18 protein-coding genes are annotated in these 17,026 nt (G+C 59.6%); 12 read left to right on the top strand and 6 right to left on the bottom strand.

The features are described 5' to 3' along the window. Positions 1 to 69: 69 nt before the first annotated feature. Complete coding sequence (locus HU724_RS24325) at positions 70 to 558, bottom strand: DUF3015 domain-containing protein (protein WP_016773112.1); 489 nt, start codon at positions 556 to 558, stop codon at positions 70 to 72. Between the two features lie 302 nt (positions 559 to 860). Here HU724_RS24325 and HU724_RS24320 point away from each other — a divergent pair, with 302 nt between their 5' ends. Both HU724_RS24320 and HU724_RS24315 read left to right on the top strand, forming a co-directional pair. Further along, positions 861 to 3,299, top strand: a complete 2,439-nt coding sequence (locus tag HU724_RS24320) for a Lon protease family protein (protein ID WP_024014367.1) — start codon at positions 861 to 863, stop codon at positions 3,297 to 3,299. Between the two features lie 324 nt (positions 3,300 to 3,623). Continuing rightward, positions 3,624 to 3,944: a PA4575 family protein gene (locus HU724_RS24315; protein WP_016773114.1), complete on the top strand. Its 321-nt coding sequence runs from the start codon at positions 3,624 to 3,626 to the stop codon at positions 3,942 to 3,944. Here the strand turns inward: HU724_RS24315 and HU724_RS24310 are convergent. Then, a complete protein-coding gene (locus tag HU724_RS24310; RefSeq protein ID WP_186569385.1) occupies positions 3,941 to 5,770 on the bottom strand; it encodes a hypothetical protein in 1,830 nt (609 codons plus the stop codon). The two genes, HU724_RS24315 and HU724_RS24310, sit on opposite strands and share 4 nt — an antisense overlap. A 160-nt stretch (positions 5,771 to 5,930) precedes the next feature. Here HU724_RS24310 and HU724_RS24305 point away from each other — a divergent pair, with 160 nt between their 5' ends. From HU724_RS24305 to bamJ, 3 genes are all read left to right on the top strand, one after another. After that, complete coding sequence (locus HU724_RS24305; RefSeq protein ID WP_016773116.1) at positions 5,931 to 6,419, top strand: TIGR00645 family protein; 489 nt, start codon at positions 5,931 to 5,933, stop codon at positions 6,417 to 6,419. Between the two features lie 132 nt (positions 6,420 to 6,551). Continuing rightward, positions 6,552 to 6,857 carry a DUF6482 family protein gene (locus tag HU724_RS24300; RefSeq protein ID WP_024014365.1) on the top strand — a complete coding sequence of 102 codons (306 nt, stop codon included), beginning with the start codon at positions 6,552 to 6,554 and terminating at the stop codon, positions 6,855 to 6,857. Between the two features lie 120 nt (positions 6,858 to 6,977). Further along, on the top strand, positions 6,978 to 7,595 hold the full coding sequence (gene bamJ / locus HU724_RS24295; RefSeq protein WP_186569384.1) for a BamJ family beta-barrel-assembly machinery protein: 618 nt from the start codon (positions 6,978 to 6,980) through the stop codon (positions 7,593 to 7,595). A gap of 137 nt (positions 7,596 to 7,732) precedes the next feature. Here the strand turns inward: bamJ and HU724_RS24290 are convergent, their stop codons facing one another. The 3 genes from HU724_RS24290 to HU724_RS24280 form a co-directional block, all read right to left on the bottom strand. Beyond that, entirely contained in the window at positions 7,733 to 7,990 is a 258-nt protein-coding gene (locus HU724_RS24290; RefSeq protein ID WP_016773118.1) for a PA4570 family protein, read from the bottom strand. A 204-nt stretch (positions 7,991 to 8,194) separates the two neighbouring features. Beyond that, entirely contained in the window at positions 8,195 to 8,536 is a 342-nt protein-coding gene (locus HU724_RS24285) for a zinc ribbon domain-containing protein YjdM (RefSeq protein WP_186569383.1), read from the bottom strand. 196 nt (positions 8,537 to 8,732) lie between these two features. Next, the gene (locus tag HU724_RS24280; RefSeq protein WP_016773120.1) at positions 8,733 to 9,701 is read right to left on the bottom strand and encodes a polyprenyl synthetase family protein; all 969 of its coding nucleotides are present in this window, start codon (positions 9,699 to 9,701) and stop codon (positions 8,733 to 8,735) included. Positions 9,702 to 9,942: 241 nt separating this feature from the next. Between HU724_RS24280 and rplU the strand changes: the two genes are divergently transcribed. From rplU to HU724_RS24255, 5 genes are all read left to right on the top strand, one after another. After that, positions 9,943 to 10,254 carry a 50S ribosomal protein L21 gene (gene rplU / locus HU724_RS24275; RefSeq protein ID WP_007924746.1) on the top strand — a complete coding sequence of 104 codons (312 nt, stop codon included), beginning with the start codon at positions 9,943 to 9,945 and terminating at the stop codon, positions 10,252 to 10,254. 35 nt (positions 10,255 to 10,289) lie between these two features. Next, the gene (rpmA, locus tag HU724_RS24270; RefSeq protein ID WP_016773121.1) at positions 10,290 to 10,547 is read left to right on the top strand and encodes a 50S ribosomal protein L27; all 258 of its coding nucleotides are present in this window, start codon (positions 10,290 to 10,292) and stop codon (positions 10,545 to 10,547) included. Positions 10,548 to 10,740: 193 nt separating this feature from the next. Further along, on the top strand, positions 10,741 to 11,964 hold the full coding sequence (gene cgtA / locus HU724_RS24265) for an Obg family GTPase CgtA (protein WP_016773122.1): 1,224 nt from the start codon (positions 10,741 to 10,743) through the stop codon (positions 11,962 to 11,964). Positions 11,965 to 12,101: 137 nt separating this feature from the next. Continuing rightward, entirely contained in the window at positions 12,102 to 13,220 is a 1,119-nt protein-coding gene (gene proB, locus HU724_RS24260) for a glutamate 5-kinase (RefSeq protein WP_039761700.1), read from the top strand. A 10-nt stretch (positions 13,221 to 13,230) separates the two neighbouring features. Beyond that, positions 13,231 to 13,698: a CreA family protein gene (locus HU724_RS24255; protein ID WP_041477794.1), complete on the top strand. Its 468-nt coding sequence runs from the start codon at positions 13,231 to 13,233 to the stop codon at positions 13,696 to 13,698. A gap of 184 nt (positions 13,699 to 13,882) precedes the next feature. Here the strand turns inward: HU724_RS24255 and rpsT are convergent, their stop codons facing one another. Continuing rightward, positions 13,883 to 14,155, bottom strand: coding sequence for a 30S ribosomal protein S20 (rpsT, locus tag HU724_RS24250; RefSeq protein ID WP_003228351.1), 273 nt, complete (start codon positions 14,153 to 14,155; stop codon positions 13,883 to 13,885). A 252-nt stretch (positions 14,156 to 14,407) separates the two neighbouring features. On the opposite strand from rpsT, the gene murJ reads away from it, so the two are divergent. Together murJ and ribF are read left to right on the top strand one after the other, a co-directional pair. After that, positions 14,408 to 15,946 carry a murein biosynthesis integral membrane protein MurJ gene (murJ, locus tag HU724_RS24245; protein WP_186569382.1) on the top strand — a complete coding sequence of 513 codons (1,539 nt, stop codon included), beginning with the start codon at positions 14,408 to 14,410 and terminating at the stop codon, positions 15,944 to 15,946. 129 nt (positions 15,947 to 16,075) lie between these two features. Continuing rightward, positions 16,076 to 17,014 (top strand): bifunctional riboflavin kinase/FAD synthetase, encoded by a 939-nt coding sequence (gene ribF, locus HU724_RS24240; RefSeq protein ID WP_016773125.1) that lies wholly within the window; start codon positions 16,076 to 16,078, stop codon positions 17,012 to 17,014. The last annotated feature ends 12 nt before the right edge of the window (positions 17,015 to 17,026 follow it).

Genomic DNA, 17,026 nt, shown 5'->3' with positions numbered 1-17,026 from the left:
AAAAGACCCAAAGAGGGGCGGGCCAAAAAAACAAAACCCGCTTCCCGAAGGAAGCGGGCGGGGTCGAGCTTAAGCCTGAGTTGCGTACTTGGCCAGACGTGGGTCCGATTTCAGTACTGCCAGGGTGTTGGTATGCACGTCTTCAGCGGTCACGTCAGCTTTGCTGAAGATCTGCTGGAAGTGCTCGTGGGTCACTTGCGCGAAGTGCGCGCGATCTTCCGGTGCTACGCCCAGGACCACGGCATAAGTGGTCAGCGCTTCGCCGTTGCCTTTGGCCATGTCTTCGGACAGCTCGTTCATCATGCCATTCATGGCGAACCAGGATTTGCCGCCATAAGTCAGGGACGCGTTGGTCGAGCAGCCGTTGGTGCCGGAGGTCATACCGAAGGTAGCGTTACCGGAAGTGCCGTTGGTGGTGGAAGCAAGGAAGTGCGCCGGGGTGCCACGCTGACCTTCGAACAGCATGTTGCCCCAACCGCAATCCGGGCCGCCCGGGGCTTGCGCCATTGCGTTGATGGATACAGCGGTGAAGAGAGTACCGAGAAGAATCCGTTTCATAGCTTTGTTCTCTTTATGTGCATACCAATGGACAGGGTTCTGGCCCTTCGTGCTCTGCCCGAGGACAAAGCCGAAAGTGTCAGTGGGCCGGTATTAGTTCCAGCCGCGCAGTTTGGAGTTTAGGCACGTTCCAGCGGTTCCGTGACTTTTTGCAAAATATTTGGAATAAACCTCTGATTTATCGGGACGCGTCGGCCGGCCGCGCGCTTGTCTATGCTTTGTCATGTGGCGCGCCTTGCCAGTGGGGCACGGGCAGCGCCAGAATGCCGCTACCTGCCCCGCCTGATTGTTAAGGAAGCCCGATGCCTGATCCTGTTGCTGCCAGCCTGCGTCTTGCGCCCGAAGCGCTGACTCGTCCGTTTTCCGCTGAACAGTTCAGCTTCACTAGCACCAATGATCTGGAGCCCTTTCGCGGTGTGCTCGGCCAGGAACGCGCGGTCGAAGCCTTGCAGTTCGGTGTGGCGATGCCACGCCCCGGTTACAACGTATTCGTCATGGGCGAGCCCGGCACCGGCCGTTTCTCGTTCGTCAAACGCTACCTGAAAGCCGAAGGCAAGCGCCTGCAGACCCCGGCGGACTGGGTCTACGTCAACAACTTCGATGAGCCGCGCGAACCGCGTGCACTGGAGCTGCCATCGGGCACGGCGGCCTCTTTCATCGGCGACATCAACGGCCTGATCGACAACCTGCTGGCGACTTTTCCGGCAGTTTTCGAACACCCGTCCTACCAGCAGAAAAAAAGCGCCATCGACCGCGCCTTCAATCAGCGCTACGACAAGGCGTTGGACATCATCGAACGCCTGGCCCTGGAAAAAGACGTCGCGCTGTACCGCGACAGCAGCAATATCGCTTTCACCCCGATGCTCGACGGCAAGGCTCTGGACGAAGCTGAATTCGCGCAGTTGCCGGAAGCCGAGCGCGAGCGTTTTCACGATGACATTTCCGGCCTCGAAGAGCGCCTGAACGAAGAACTCGCCAGCCTGCCGCAGTGGAAGCGCGAGTCGAACAATCAACTGCGTTCGCTCAACGAAGAAACCATCACCCTGGCCTTGCAGCCTTTGCTGGCGCCGCTGTCGGAGAAGTACGCAGAGAACGCCGGGGTCTGCGGTTACCTGCAAGCGATGCAGGTGTATCTGCTGAAAACCGTGGTCGAGCAACTGGTTGACGACAGCAAGACCGACGCCGTCGCGCGCAAGTTGCTGGAAGAACAATACGCACCAAGCCTGGTGGTCGGGCATCCGGCCAGCGGCGGTGCACCGGTGGTGTTCGAACCGCATCCGACCTACGAAAACCTGTTCGGCCGCATCGAGTACACCACCGATCAAGGCGCGCTCTACACCACTTACCGGCAGTTGCGTCCGGGTGCGCTGCACCGCGCCAATGGCGGTTTCCTGATTCTTGAAGCGGAAAAAATGCTCAGCGAGCCGTTCGTGTGGGATGCGCTCAAACGCGCCCTGCAATCGCGCAAACTGAAAATGGAATCGCCGCTGGGCGAGATGGGCCGCTTCGCCACCATGACCCTGAACCCGCAGCACATTCCGCTGCAGGTCAAAGTCATCATCATCGGTGCGCGGCAGCTGTATTACACGCTGCAGGATCTCGATCCGGACTTCCAGGAGATGTTCCGCGTTCTGGTCGACTTCGACGAAGACATCCCGATGGTCGACGAAAGCCTCGAGCAGTTCGCCCAGCTCCTGAAAACCCGTACTTCGGAAGAAGGCATGGCGCCGCTGACCGCCGATGCGGTGGCGCGGCTGGCGACCTACAGCGCACGGCTGGCCGAGCATCAGGGGCGCTTGTCGGCGCGCATTGGCGATCTGTTCCAACTGGTCAGCGAGGCGGATTTCATTCGCCATCTGGCCGGCGACGAAATGACCGACGCCGGCCATATCGAGCGCGCCCTGAAAGCCAAGGCCACCCGCACCGGGCGCGTCTCGGCGCGGATTCTCGACGACATGCTCGCCGGGATCATCCTCATCGACACCGATGGCGCGGCAGTCGGCAAATGCAACGGGCTGACTGTGCTGGAAGTCGGCGACTCGGCGTTCGGCGTGCCGGCGCGGATTTCCGCCACGGTGTACCCGGGCGGCAGCGGCATCGTTGACATCGAGCGTGAGGTCAACCTCGGCCAGCCGATTCACTCCAAAGGCGTGATGATTCTCACCGGTTATCTGGGCAGCCGTTACGCCCAGGAATTCCCGCTGGCGATCTCGGCGAGCATTGCGCTGGAGCAATCGTACGGTTACGTCGACGGCGACAGCGCATCGCTGGGCGAGGCGTGCACGCTGATTTCGGCGCTGTCGAAAACCCCGCTCAAGCAATGTTTTGCCATCACCGGTTCGATCAACCAGTTCGGCGAGGTGCAGGCAGTCGGCGGGGTCAACGAAAAGATCGAAGGCTTCTTCCGCCTCTGCGAAGCGCGCGGCCTGACCGGCGAGCAGGGCGCGATCATTCCCCAGGCCAACGTCGCCACGCTGATGCTCGATGAGAAAGTCCTCGCCGCCGTGCGCGCCGGCCAGTTCCACGTGTATGCGGTGCGCCAGGCCGATGAGGCGTTGAGCCTGCTGGTGGGCGAGCCGGCCGGAGAGCCGAACGCCGATGGCGAATTCCCCGAAGGCAGCATCAATGCCCGAGTGGTCGAACGCCTGCGCGATATCGCCGAGATGATCAGCGAAGAGGACCTGAAAGAGGCCGAGAAGGAACTGGCGCAGGAGGCTCTCGCCGAAGCCAAACCCGCCTGACAGGCTTGCAATAAACCCTGTGGGAGCGAGCCTGCTCGCGGAAGCGCTGTATCAGTCGACGAATGAGTTGGCTGATCCATCGTCTTCGCGAGCAGGCTCGCTCCCACAATTCTTTTCCAGATTGATCTCTGCGGGGATCTTCGGGGAATGTGCCACTACTCTGGCGCCAATATTCACACAATGACCATTCGGCGCCTTCTGGTTCCATTTGGCTTGCGCGGGACACTTTTCTTCTATTCTCAGGTCAAGGATATCGACAGTATCACTGGATCGAGCCAGTCCTCCCGTGGGGGCTGAATACCGGCTTTACCGAGGGTCGCCGCCATGTCGCGCAACCTCTGTCTCACCCGTCAATGCCTGGGTCTGGTGACCCGGATCGAATGCGCCGTCAAGCCGCTGGCCGGCGACAATGGCATGTGGACGCTGCTTTTCGCGGCCGGCATGGCCGGCGAACAACCTTCCGCGATCAAAGCCCAGGGCCCGTTCCACGGCCCGGTCGCGGCCGAGTCGATTCTCGACACTATCGTTGAAAGCCTGACCTTGCATGGTTACGAACTGGCCGATGATCCGCAGATCTGGAGCCTGCACCTGCAAGCCCAGTTACGGCAGATCAACGGCGGCCGTGGGCGCAGTCTCAACGGTTAAGGCGCTGTCTGGTCCACCGGCGCCTTGTCGAGCTTGACCTCAAAGCCGTATTGCACGGTGGCGAGGTCGGTGCGCTGATAGGTTTCCACGCGAGTCGGGCGACCGTAAAAATAGTGCACGCCGAGTAGCGCCGGGCCTTCGGTGCTGGCGTCGTGGCTGACCGAAAGAATCTGCTTGAGGTAATGGCCACTGTCGTCCTTGACGAAGAAACGCCATTCGTTGGCCGGGAAGGTTTTCAGGTCGACCACCAGCGTGTTGTCCTTGATCGCCAGGCCTTTGGGCAATGACTGCGCGTCGTAGGATTGCTTGGCCACCGTGGCCAGGAACAACGGCATCGAACCCACGGCAATCGCCGGGGTTTCCGGAAACAGATTCAGATCATAAGTAATCGTCGCTTGCAGCGGATCGACCTGGTACGCCTCGGGCGGCAGTTCGATCGGCTCGTCGAGTTTGCCGCCGCGCTTTTCCGTGAAGAAGGTCACCGGGCTGACGCCGGGGTTGAGTTCGTCGCCAAGCAATTCGTCATTGAAGGTGCGGCGGTGGGAAAACTCGATACGCGCCGCGCTCGGCTCTTCCACCGATTGATGAATGCGCACGCCGGCCTTCAATTGTTCCTCGGTCAGGTCCGCGCCTTTGAGCCAGTTGGCGGCGAGGTCGTCATACACCACAACTGGCAGATCCAGCGGCTGCACGGCTTTGGCCGTGGTGTGCGGATTGAAGGTGCGCACCGGCAGATCCAGGGGGTTGCGCGTCACCGTCGCCGAGGAGAAGTCGAGCACGCTGACTTCCAGGGTCTCGATCGGGCCGTGGAAATACACCTTGTTGTAGCGGCGCGGGTGGTCTTTCTCGAAGGCTTGCTGGTCGTCGCTGAGCTGTTTTTCCAGGGTGTCGCTCCAGCTCTTCTGCTTCTGTAACTGCCTCAGTTGCTTCTGGTAAAACTCGACCTGCTCCGGGCTTTCGTTGATCGAGCCGGCGCGCACCAGGTATTGGCCACTGGCGTCGCGGGCCTGGACGATCAGCGGATTGATCCGGGTTTCGGCGACTTCTGCCGCCAGCGGCAGGCTGTTGCTGACTTCGACCTCGGCATAGTTCTTTTCCAGCTTGAGCAGTTTGACGCTGAGGTTGTCGTTCGTGCGAGTCTGGCCGACGTCTTTCTGCGTCAGGTCGAAACTGTACAGGCGACGCGGCGCGATGACTTCGACCTGGCCTTGCAGGCTGACCGGTTGCGGCAGGCTTTTCTTGTCGACGTTGAGGCCATCGATGAACGGGTAGGTCACCGTCAGGTCATCGGGGTTGGTCACGTTGGAGCTGGACGGGCTGAGCTGAATGCCCGGATCGGTTTCCGACCACTCCGGCTGCCAGGCGATCACGCGTTTGTTGCTCAGCGTCACCGAATGCCATTCGATGCCGTGCGGAAACAGAAAACCGCCGGGAATGTTCAGGTTGAACGGGAATACCGGCTGCAGATCGGTGAGGTAATCCGAGCTGGCGGCCTTGTGCAGCACGAACAGGCCATTGATAAAGGTATCGACCAGCGCTTGCGGGGTAGGGTAGTGCTTGAGCACGGCGAGGGCGTCGGCGCCGTATTCGGTGTGCGGGGTGATGTCGTCGAGCTTGAGTCGGGCGCGTTCGAGCAACAGCAGCGAACCGCCGAGTTCGGTGATGGCGTCCTTGAGCTTCGGATCGCTGATCGTGTCCAGTGACTGTTCGAAGGTGGCGGTCTTTTCGTCGAGGTTGGCGACTTGCTTTTCATCGCCGGGCGAACAACCGCCGATGAGCAAGGCTAGGCAGATTCCGGCAGTCGTCAAGGCTGATCGCACATCCATTTCCACGCGTCCTGTCCACTGTCATTGGGCTGTCAATGCTTTGGACACTAGCAGAAAAACTTTGTCACACACACGCAGGTGGCGGATTTTCCGGCGGTTTCTGGCTGTCACAGCGGGCTGTTATACTCGCCGCCATTTCCAGCCCCTTGTGTGAGAGTCAATGGAACGCTTTATCGAAAATGCAATGTACGCCACCCGCTGGCTGCTGGCGCCGATCTACATCGGCCTGTCCCTCGGTCTGCTGGCGCTGGCATTGAAGTTCTTCCAGGAAATCATCCATATCCTGCCCAATGTCTTCGCCATGGCTGAATCGGATCTGATTCTGGTGCTGCTGTCGCTGATCGACATGGCGCTGGTGGGCGGTCTGCTGGTGATGGTGATGATTTCCGGCTACGAGAACTTCGTCTCGCAACTGGACATCGACGAAGGCAAAGAGAAGCTCAGCTGGCTGGGTACCATGGACTCGTCGTCGCTGAAGATGAAAGTCGCGGCGTCGATCGTGGCGATTTCTTCGATCCACTTGCTGCGCATCTTCATGGATGCCAAGAACGTCGATCCCGAGCATCTGATGTGGTACGTGATCATTCACATGACTTTTGTGGTGTCCGCGTTTGCCATGGGTTACCTGGACAAGGTCACCAAGCACTGATCAGCCGATCAAGGCAAAAAAAACCGCCCGTCTGTTGCGAAACAGACGGGCGGTTTCGTTTGTGGCTTGTGCTTTCAAGCGCAGCGGCCTATGCCTGTAACGGTGCGATTCGCCACGGTGTGAGGTGCTTCCATGAACCTGCAAGAGTTGAACGCGTTTGCTGTTGCCAGGAAGGTCGACGAATTGAACCTGATCTCCATGGAAGGAGGCATTTACCTGTTGGAAGCGAGGATGCATGGGACGGCGTATCCGTTGAGCGATCTCAAGGGCAATATGCTGACGCTGCGCTCAGTGGAGCACGCGCGGGATCTGCTGCATGCTTTCCCGGTGCTGCCCTTCAACCTTGTGCACACCTCGGTCCATGACGAAATGTGCGGGCTGGTCGCTGACCTCGATGAAAGCCTGAAAGTGCCGCTCGCCTGGCGCTCGGCCCTGTAGGCCCGGCCCCAAGTCCGGGGTATCTGTGCTAGTCTGCTCGCCCTTTTGGTTCCGGGCGCGCCGGGACGCGCTGTGCACGCACGGCAAGTCCTGTGGCCGTCCGCACAGCGGAGCAGTGTCATGTCCGAAGTAAATCTGTCCACCGACGAAACCCGCGTCAGCTACGGTATCGGCCGTCAACTCGGCGACCAGTTGCGCGACAACCCGCCACCGGGTGTCAGCCTGGACGCGATCCTGGCCGGTCTGACCGACGCTTTCGCCGGCAAACCAAGCCGTGTGGGGCAGGAAGAAATGTCCGCCAGCTTCAAGGTTATCCGCGAAATCATGCAAGCCGAAGCAGCTGCCAAGGCTGAAGCTGCGGCTGGCGAAGGCCTGGCCTTCCTCGCCGAAAACGCCAAGCGTGACGGCATCACCACCCTGGCTTCCGGCCTGCAATTCGAAGTGCTGACTCAGGGCGAAGGCGCCAAGCCGACCCGTGAAGATCAGGTGCGCACGCACTACCACGGCACCCTGATCGACGGCACTGTGTTCGACAGCTCCTACGAGCGCGGCCAGCCTGCAGAATTCCCGGTTGGCGGCGTGATCCCGGGCTGGACCGAAGCTCTGCAACTGATGAATGCCGGCAGCAAATGGCGCCTGTACGTGCCGAGCGAACTGGCTTACGGCGCGCAAGGCGTGGGCAGCATCCCGCCGCACAGCGTTCTGGTGTTTGACGTCGAGTTGCTCGACGTTCTGTAATACCGAGCCTGCCTTGATGGCGGGCTAACCCTGTGGGAGCGAGTCTGTTTGCGAAGGCGGTGTGTCAGTCAACTCAATCGTCGACTGCAAATCCGCCTTCGCGAGCAGGCTCGCTCCCACAGGTTTTGTACTACCGCTCATATTTCGATCTTGTTGTGCAGCTCATTGGTCGGGCGCAAGGCCCGGGCATAGCAGAACAGGAACAGATTGCGCACCAGCTCCTTGAGTACCAGCGGCTCGCTGGAATTGAGGCTGCTGACGTCCAGATCGCCTTGATCCTGCAGCTCATGCAAGGCTTCTTCTTCAAGCACCGCGCAGACTTCGCCGGTTTCCCGATGGAGGATTCTGAGGTACGGGTGTGGGCGATCCAGCCAGGCGTCGATCAAATAAGTCATGGGTCTCATCTCCTTGAAAGGTTTCAATGAGAATAATTCTTATTCATCAAATAGCAAGTGCCTATTGGCGGATCGTGGTGTTTTCCGGGTAAAGGTTGTGTCAGGTCAACATGGCTGGCTGATGGCCATGCGCGGATTCATTGAGCTGAAGTGGGGAGGGCAAAGCTCCATCCCACGGCTGGCGCAGGATGGATGACGCAAGGCTCAGACTTTTCTGACGAACTCGGATTTGAGCTTCATCGGGCCGATGCCATCGATCTTACAGTCGATGTCATGATCGCCGTCGCACAGGCGGATGTTCTTGACCTTGGTGCCGACCTTGACCACCAGCGACGTGCCTTTGACCTTGAGGTCCTTGATCACGGTGATGGTGTCGCCGTCCTGCAGGACGTTGCCGACCGAATCTTTCTTCACGGCATCATCGGCCGCCACTTCGGCTTCGCCGCTGGCAGACCACTCGTGGGCGCACTCGGGGCAGACCATTTGGGTGCCGTCTTCGTAGGTGTATTCGGAATTGCATTTCGGGCAGGGTGGCAACGTGCTCACTAAGGTTCCTTGGGTATCAGGAGGACTAAAGGGCGCACATTGTATAGGGTTTTACGCGGAGGAGGGCATAGCGCAGAAACAACTGTGGGAGCGAGCCTGCTCGCGAAAGCGCTGTGTCAGTCAACATTGAGTCGATTGGCAGATTGCTTTCGCGAGCAGGTCGAATCGTCGCACCGTCGCTCCCACAGGGGATGAATCAGTGCGTGCGGGCGACCGCGAACTCGCTCAGTTCCACCAGCGCATCGCGGTATTCGCTGGCCGGCAGCGCCTCGAGGCACTTGATCGCGCGGGCCACGTAATCGCGGGCCAGTTGCGCGGTGTACTCCAGCGAGCCGGACGCTTCGACGGCGATGCGGATGCTTTCCAGGTCTTCGATCCCGCCTTTCTGGATCGCCTGACGCACCAGTGCCGCCTGTTCGGCCGTGCCTTCGCGCATGGTGTAGATCAGTGGCAGGGTCGGTTTGCCTTCGGCCAGATCGTCGCCGACGTTCTTGCCCAGGGTTTCCGCGTCGCCTTTGTAGTCGAGCAAGTCATCAACCAGCTGGAACGCCACACCCAGGTGATCGCCGAACGTGCGCAGGGCTTCGCTCTGCTCGGCGGTCGCGCCGGCGAGCGCGGCGGCGCTGTGGGTCGAGGCTTCGAAGAGCATCGCGGTCTTGCCGCGGATGACTTCCATGTAGGTTTCTTCGCTGGTGCTGGCGTCTCGCACCTTGGACAGCTGCAACACTTCGCCTTCAGCGATGATCCGCGTGGCTTGAGACAAAATCTTCATCACCGGCATCGAGCCCAGTTCGACCATCATTTCGAACGAGCGCGAATACAGGAAGTCGCCGACCAGCACGCTCGGGGCATTGCCCCACATGGCGTTGGCGGTCGAGCGGCCACGGCGCATGCCGGACATGTCGACGACGTCGTCATGCAGCAAGGTCGCGGTGTGCAGGAATTCGATGGTGGCGGCCAGCAGGCGCATGTCGTCGCCTTCGCGACCCAGGGCCTTGCCACACAGCAACACTAATAAAGGACGCAGGCGTTTGCCGCCGGCCGACGTGATGTAATCGCCGATTTTCGATACCAGCGGCACTCGAGACGTCAGCTGCTTCTTGATGATGCCGTCGACGGCGCTAAAATCGTCCGCCACCGCGCGGTAGAAAGCTTGGGGTTGCATCAGCGAGAGTCGCTCCAGAAGGGTTGCGCGGCATGCTAGGACCCCCGTCCAGACCTGTCAAGGCGCGATGGACGGCCACTTGCGCGAGGCAGATTGCTTGCGTACAATCGCGCACCCTGAACTTCCTGGGCAGCACCTGCCTTACGCAATTGCACTTGGGCCGTTCCAGCCCCATGCAGCCATGCCAGCCAATACCTCTTCTTATAAAGAGCTGGGTGAGCAGGATTATCGGAGAAATACCATGTACGCAGTAATCGTTACCGGCGGTAAGCAATACAAGGTCGCTGAAGGTGAATACCTGAAGATCGAAAAACTGGAAATCGCTACTGGCGAATCCGTGACTTTTGATCGCGTTCTGCTGGTCGCCAACGGCGACGACGTGAACATCGGCGCACCAGTTGTTGCTGGCGCAACCGTCAAGGCTGAAGTGATCTCCCAAGGTCGTCACGATAAAGTCCGCATCATCAAGTTCCGTCGCCGTAAGCACCACATGAAGCGTATGGGCCACCGCCAGTGGTTCACCGAGATCAAAATCACCGGTATTCAGGCTTAATTACAGCCTAATTCCTCACTAGGAGAATTGAACTCATGGCACACAAAAAAGCTGGTGGTAGTACCCGTAACGGTCGCGACTCAGAAGCCAAACGCCTTGGCGTGAAAATGTATGGCGGCCAGGTCATCAAGGCCGGCAACATCATCGTGCGTCAGCGCGGCACCCAATTCCACGCTGGCTACGGCGTTGGCATGGGCAAGGATCACACTCTCTTCGCTAAAATCGAAGGCGTGATCAAGTTCGAAGTAAAGGGCGCCTTCGGTCGTCGTTACGTGAGCGTAATCGCGGCTTAATCGCGAGATCGCTGGAGAAGCCCTGTCTTGCGACGGGGCTTTTTCGTTTGTGGGGTGAGTCTCTTGCAAAGCTGTTTGTATGGGCTGTCGGCGTGCGATGCAGGTCGTGTCTTGGGGTCGCTGCGCTCATTTTTGCAAGAGTCTTATGTCTTGATTGTTTTTCGGCTCGTCCGTACGGCGAGAGGCGTTGGTTATGAAGTTTGTTGATGAAGTATCGATTCGCGTAAAGGCCGGTGACGGTGGCAACGGTGCCATGAGTTTCCGCCGGGAAAAATTCATTGAAAACGGCGGTCCGAACGGCGGTGATGGCGGTGATGGCGGTTCCATCTACATGATGGCCGACGAAAACCTCAACACCCTGGTCGACTACCGTTACACCCGTCACTTCGATGCCGAGCGTGGCTCCAACGGCGGCAGCACCGACTGCACCGGCAAGAAGGGCGAAGACCTGATCCTGCGCGTGCCGGTCGGCACCACCGTGATCGACTCTGCCACTCAGGAAGTCATCGGCGACCTGACCAAGGCCGGTCAGAAACTGATGGTAGTGCAGGGCGGCTGGCACGGTCTGGGCAACACCCGTTTCAAATCCAGTACCAACCGTGCACCGCGTCAGACCACGCCAGGCAAGCCGGGCGAGCAGCGCGACCTGAAACTGGAAATGAAAGTGCTGGCCGACGTCGGTCTGCTGGGCTTGCCGAACGCCGGTAAAAGTACTTTTATCCGTTCGGTCTCGGCGGCCAAGCCGAAAGTCGCCGACTACCCGTTCACCACGCTGGTGCCGAACCTGGGTGTGGTCAGCGTCGATCGCTGGAAGAGCTTCGTCATTGCCGACATTCCGGGTCTGATCGAAGGCGCTTCCGACGGTGCCGGCCTGGGCATTCGCTTCCTCAAGCACCTGGCGCGTACGCGTCTGCTGCTGCACCTCGTCGACATGGCGCCACTGGATGATTCCAGTGCTCCGGACGCGGCTGAAGTGATCGTCAACGAGCTGATCAAATTCAGCCCGTCGCTGGCCGAGCGTGATCGCTGGCTGGTGCTGAACAAGTGCGACCAGATCCTTGAAGAAGAGCACGATGCCCGGGTCAAGGAAATCGTCGATCGTCTGGAGTGGACTGGTCCGGTTTACGTGATCTCGGCCATCGCCAAGATCGGTACCGAGCGTCTGTGCCATGACATCATGCGCTACATGGAAGACCGTGCCGATCGCCTCGCCGCAGATCCTGCGTACAAGGAAGAGCTGGCCGATCTCGATCAGCGCATCGAAGACGAAGCCCGTGCTCAGTTGCAGGCGCTGGACGACAAGCGTGCCCTGCGTCGCAGTGGCGTGAAGTCGGTCCATGACATCGGCGACGATGACTGGGACGAAGAAGATGTGGATGACGAAGACGGTCCGGAAATCATTTACGTGCGTGACTGATCCGTTGCGATAAACTTGAACGCCGCTCAATCGAGCGGCGTTTTAGTATCCGGAAATCGATCGTTGGTCAGCAATCGCCACGATTAACGTCACGGGCAGTGCCAGGTCGCGCTGCCCTCAAGCTAAGGTTGAAGATGATGCGGAGCAAGGTGACAGGTGCGCAGCGTTGGGTCGTGAAGATCGGCAGCGCTTTGCTGACAGCTGACGGCAAAGGGCTGGATCGCGCGGCAATGAGTGTCTGGGTCGAGCAGATGGTGGCGCTGCATGAGGCGGGCGTCGAGCTGGTGCTGGTGTCCTCCGGGGCGGTGGCGGCCGGCATGAGTCGCTTGGGCTGGACCGCACGACCCAGTGCCATGCACGAGCTCCAGGCGGCCGCTGCAATCGGTCAGATGGGGCTGGTGCAGGCGTGGGAGTCGAGCTTCGCCGAGCATGGCCGGCACACTGCGCAGATTCTCCTGACCCACGACGACCTGTCCGACCGCAAGCGCTACCTCAACGCCCGCAGTACCTTGCGTGCGCTGGTCGAGCTGAAAGTCATTCCGGTGATCAACGAAAACGACACCGTGGTCACCGATGAAATCCGTTTCGGCGACAACGACACGCTGGCGGCGCTGGTGGCCAATCTGGTCGAGGCCGATCTGCTGGTGATCCTTACCGATCGCGACGGCATGTTCGACGCCGATCCGCGCAACAACCCCGATGCGCAGCTGATTTATGAAGCGCGCGCCGATGATCCGACTCTGGATGCGGTCGCCGGCGGTACCGGCGGTGCGCTGGGACGTGGCGGCATGCAGACCAAGCTGCGTGCGGCGCGACTGGCAGCGCGTTCCGGTGCGCATACCATCATCGTCGGCGGGCGCCTTGAGCGCGTGCTTGATCGTCTCAAGGCGGGCGAGCGCATCGGCACGCTGCTATCGCCGGAGCGCGGCATGCTCGCGGCGCGCAAGCAGTGGCTGGCCGGGCACCTGCAAACCCGTGGCACCCTGGTGCTGGATGAGGGGGCGGTGTCGGCGTTGTCCAAGGGCAACAAAAGTCTGCTGCCGGTGGGGGTGAAACTGGTCCAAGGCAGTTTCCGTCGCGGTGAGATGGTCGTCTGCGTAGCGCCGGATGGTCGGGAGATCGCTCGGGGTCTGGCCAATTACAGTGCCCTGGAAGCGCAAAAAATCATCGGTCAGTCGTCGGATGCGATTGTCGGTTTGCTCGGTTACATGGCGGAGCCGGAACTGGTTCACCGTGACAACCTGATTCTGGTCTAAGGAAAATTCGATGCGTGTAGCGAAAGGATTGTTGGGCCTGCTGATGGCGATGCCATTGCTGGTCTCGGCCGAGGAGATCGGTCAGGTCTCGACGGTGTTCAAGTTCGTCGGGCCGAATGACCGGATCGTGGTCGAGGCCTTCGACGATCCGAAAGTCGAAGGCGTGACCTGCTACCTGTCACGCGCCAAGACTGGTGGAGTGAAGGGTGGTCTCGGTCTGGCCGAGGATCGTGCTGAGGCGTCGATCGCTTGTCGCCAGGTCGGGCCGATCAAGTTCAAGGGTGAGCTGAAGGATGGCGATGAGGTGTTCAAGGAGCGCACTTCGCTGGTGTTCAAGACCATGCAGGTGGTGCGTTTCCTCGACAAGAAGCGCAACACGCTGGTGTACCTGGTCTACAGCGATCGCTTGATCGAGGGCAGTCCGCAGAATGCGGTCACGGCCATCCCGATCCTGCCGTGGGTGCCGGTCCAGCAATAAGCGTCATCAATCCGAACTGTGGGAGCGAGCCTGCTCGCGAAGAGGTTATGTCGGTCGATAGAAATATCAACTGGCAGATCGCATTCGCGAGCAGGCTCGCTCCCACATTTTTTTGCCTGTAGCTTGTTAAATCACAGGCAATAAAAAACCGACCCTGAGGTCGGTTTTTTAATGACTACGTCGATTAAGCGGCTTCTTTCAGCGCTTTGACGTGGCCATTCAGACGGCTCTTATGACGAGCAGCCTTGTTCTTGTGGATGATGCCTTTATCGGCCATACGGTCGATAACTGGCACAGCCAGAACGTATGCAGCTTGAGCTTTTTCAGCGTCTTTTGCGTCGATGGCCTTAACTACATTCTTGATGTAGGTACGAACCATGGAACGCAGGCTGGCGTTGTGGCTGCGACGCTTCTCAGCCTGTTTTGCACGTTTTTTGGCGGAAGGTGAGTTGGCCACCGTCGAGCTCCTCGAAAGACTTTTTAGGAAATAGCAAACAAAATAGGCCGCGAATCATGCCGATGAAGACTTGTCTTGTCAAGGGCACTTGAATCGTTCCGCTAAGTGGTAGGTATAAAGAGGCGGGATATTTATTTCCGGCGCTTGACCTGTAAACTCGCGAGCTTTGGCTCTGTGCTGTTGCGGCGCGGAGTATCGCACAAGTAGGCGCATTGTTCGCCTGCTGTTTATCGACAGGCACAAACTCTCTCAATGAATCTGCTCAAATCGTTGGCCGCCGTCAGCTCTATCACGATGCTTTCCCGGATTCTGGGTTTTGTTCGTGACACGCTGATCGCGCGGACATTCGGCGCCGGGATGGCCACGGATGCCTTCTTTATTGCGTTCAAACTGCCCAACCTGCTGCGGCGCATTTTCGCCGAGGGGGCGTTTTCCCAGGCGTTCGTGCCGATCCTTGCCGAATATAAAAGCCAGCAGGGCGAAGAGGCGACGCGCACCTTTATTGCCTATGTATCGGGTCTGCTGACGCTGGTATTGGCGGTGGTGACGGCGCTGGGCATGATCGCCGCCCCTTGGGTGATCTGGGCCACAGCGCCCGGTTTTACCGATACCCCGGAGAAATTCCAGCTCACCTCCGATCTGTTGCGGGTGACCTTTCCTTATATATTGCTGATCTCGCTGTCGTCGCTGGCCGGCGCGATCCTCAACACCTGGAACCGCTTCTCGGTGCCGGCCTTCGTACCGACTCTGCTCAACGTCAGCATGATCGTGTTTTCGCTGTTCCTCACGCCGTACTTCGATCCACCGGTCATGGCTCTTGGCTGGGCGGTGCTGGTCGGCGGTCTGGCGCAGTTGCTGTATCAGCTGCCGCACCTGAAAAAGATCGGCATGCTCGTGCTGCCACGCCTGAACCTGCGCGACAGCGGCGTGTGGCGGGTGATGAAACAGATGCTGCCGGCGATTCTCGGTGTGTCGGTCAGTCAGATTTCGTTGATCATCAACACCATCTTCGCCTCGTTTCTGGTCGCAGGTTCGGTGTCGTGGATGTATTACGCCGACCGCTTGATGGAATTGCCGTCGGGCGTATTGGGCGTGGCGCTCGGCACGATTCTGCTGCCGACACTGGCCAAGACCTACGCCAGCAAGGATCGCCACGAGTATTCGCGAATCCTCGATTGGGGGCTGCGCCTGTGCTTTGTGCTGGTGCTGCCGTGCGCATTGGCGCTGGGGATTCTTGCTGAACCGCTGACTGTTTCATTGTTTCAGTACGGCCAGTTCAGTGGCTTTGATGCCGAGATGACCCAGCGTGCGCTGATTGCCTATTCTGTCGGCCTGCTCGGGATTATCGTGATCAAAGTGCTGGCGCCGGGCTTTTATGCGCAACAGAACATTCGCACCCCGGTGACAATCGCAATTTTCACGCTTGTCTGCACGCAGTTGTTCAACCTGGCGTTGATCGGCCCACTGGCCCATGCCGGCCTTGCCTTGGCGATCAGTGCCGGTGCTTGCCTGAACGCCGGGCTGCTGTTCTATCAACTGCGCAAGCAAAAGATGTATCAACCGCAACCGGGCTGGGGCAAATTCGGTTTCAAGCTGGTCGTTGCGGTGACCGTGATGTCGGCGGTGTTGCTGGCCGGCATGCATTTCATGCCCGCGTGGGATGAGGGGTATATGCTCGAGCGCTTCCTGCGTCTGGGCGCGCTGGTAGTTGCTGGCGTGGTGGCGTATTTCGGTATGTTGCTGTTGCTGGGTTTCCGCTTGCGCGACTTCAATCGCAAGGCCTTGAGCTGAGGTTTCAGCCTTCATGAGCAGGCATGGGCCGGCGGTTTTGTCGGCTCGTTCACTTTGCGTTACGGTGTTGCCTGTCGTCGGCCGTCGGGTGTGGTTATAATCGACCACTTTATGAGCAAGAAGCGCGTTATGCAGCTGGTTCGAGGCCTCCACAACTTGCGCCCCCAGCATCGGGGCTGCGTCGCCACTATTGGCAACTTTGACGGTGTTCACCGTGGTCACCAGGCTATCCTGGCCCGGCTGCGAGAGCGTGCGCTCGAGTTGGGCGTACCCAGCTGCGTGGTGATTTTCGAGCCGCAGCCACGGGAGTTCTTTGCTCCCGACACCGCACCGGCACGTTTGGCGCGGTTGCGCGACAAGCTGCAATTGCTGGCCGCTGAAGGCGTCGACCGGGTGCTGTGCCTGGCGTTCAACCAGCGGCTGAGCAAGCTGAGCGCCAGTGAGTTCGTCGATACCATTCTGGTCGATGGCCTTGGTGTGCAGCATCTGGAGGTCGGTGATGATTTCCGTTTCGGTTGCGACCGCCTCGGCGATTTCGATTTTCTGATGCAGGCCGGGCAGGTTCACGGTTTCACCGTCGAAGCGGCGCAAACCGTCGAGCTGGACGGCATTCGCGTCAGCAGCACGCAGGTGCGCAACGCTCTGGCCGCCGCCGATTTTGCTCTGGCCGAACGCTTGCTCGGCCGTCCGTACCGCATCGCCGGTCGCGTGCTGCATGGCCAGAAACTGGCCCGGCAACTGGGCACACCCACTGCCAACATTCAACTCAAGCGTCGTCGCGTGCCGTTTACCGGGGTCTATCTGGTGAATGTCGACATCGACGGCAAGACCTGGCCCGGCGTCGCCAATATCGGCGTGCGCCCCACGGTGCAAGGAGATGGCAAAGCCCACCTCGAGGTCCATCTGTTAGATTTTGCCGGCGATCTGTATGACCGGCGTTTGACGGTGGTTTTCCACCAAAAGCTGCGTGAAGAGCAGCGCTTCGCCTCTCTGGAGGCATTGAAAACGGCGATCAATGCGGATGTCGCCACCGCCCGTGCACTAGCCGCACCTAGCGCCCATCGCTAATGAAGAGCCTTA

Origin of the sequence: Pseudomonas iranensis (genome assembly GCF_014268585.2) — a bacterium.
Lineage (GTDB): Bacteria > Pseudomonadota > Gammaproteobacteria > Pseudomonadales > Pseudomonadaceae > Aquipseudomonas > Aquipseudomonas iranensis.
This window is presented reverse-complemented; position numbering and strand designations above follow the sequence as displayed.

Coding starts and splice junctions, on each gene's coding strand:
- HU724_RS24305 (WP_016773116.1), top strand. CDS start 5,931: ATGGAACGCTTTATCGAAAATGCAATGTACGCCACCCGCTGGCTGCTG.
- ribF (WP_016773125.1), top strand. CDS start 16,076: ATGCAGCTGGTTCGAGGCCTCCACAACTTGCGCCCCCAGCATCGGGGC.
- cgtA (WP_016773122.1), top strand. CDS start 10,741: ATGAAGTTTGTTGATGAAGTATCGATTCGCGTAAAGGCCGGTGACGGT.
- HU724_RS24320 (WP_024014367.1), top strand. CDS start 861: ATGCCTGATCCTGTTGCTGCCAGCCTGCGTCTTGCGCCCGAAGCGCTG.
- HU724_RS24310 (WP_186569385.1), bottom strand. CDS start 5,770: ATGGATGTGCGATCAGCCTTGACGACTGCCGGAATCTGCCTAGCCTTG.
- HU724_RS24300 (WP_024014365.1), top strand. CDS start 6,552: ATGAACCTGCAAGAGTTGAACGCGTTTGCTGTTGCCAGGAAGGTCGAC.
- rpmA (WP_016773121.1), top strand. CDS start 10,290: ATGGCACACAAAAAAGCTGGTGGTAGTACCCGTAACGGTCGCGACTCA.
- HU724_RS24280 (WP_016773120.1), bottom strand. CDS start 9,701: ATGCAACCCCAAGCTTTCTACCGCGCGGTGGCGGACGATTTTAGCGCC.
- rplU (WP_007924746.1), top strand. CDS start 9,943: ATGTACGCAGTAATCGTTACCGGCGGTAAGCAATACAAGGTCGCTGAA.
- HU724_RS24255 (WP_041477794.1), top strand. CDS start 13,231: ATGCGTGTAGCGAAAGGATTGTTGGGCCTGCTGATGGCGATGCCATTG.
- HU724_RS24290 (WP_016773118.1), bottom strand. CDS start 7,990: ATGACTTATTTGATCGACGCCTGGCTGGATCGCCCACACCCGTACCTC.
- bamJ (WP_186569384.1), top strand. CDS start 6,978: ATGTCCGAAGTAAATCTGTCCACCGACGAAACCCGCGTCAGCTACGGT.
- proB (WP_039761700.1), top strand. CDS start 12,102: ATGCGGAGCAAGGTGACAGGTGCGCAGCGTTGGGTCGTGAAGATCGGC.
- HU724_RS24315 (WP_016773114.1), top strand. CDS start 3,624: ATGTCGCGCAACCTCTGTCTCACCCGTCAATGCCTGGGTCTGGTGACC.
- HU724_RS24325 (WP_016773112.1), bottom strand. CDS start 558: ATGAAACGGATTCTTCTCGGTACTCTCTTCACCGCTGTATCCATCAAC.
- murJ (WP_186569382.1), top strand. CDS start 14,408: ATGAATCTGCTCAAATCGTTGGCCGCCGTCAGCTCTATCACGATGCTT.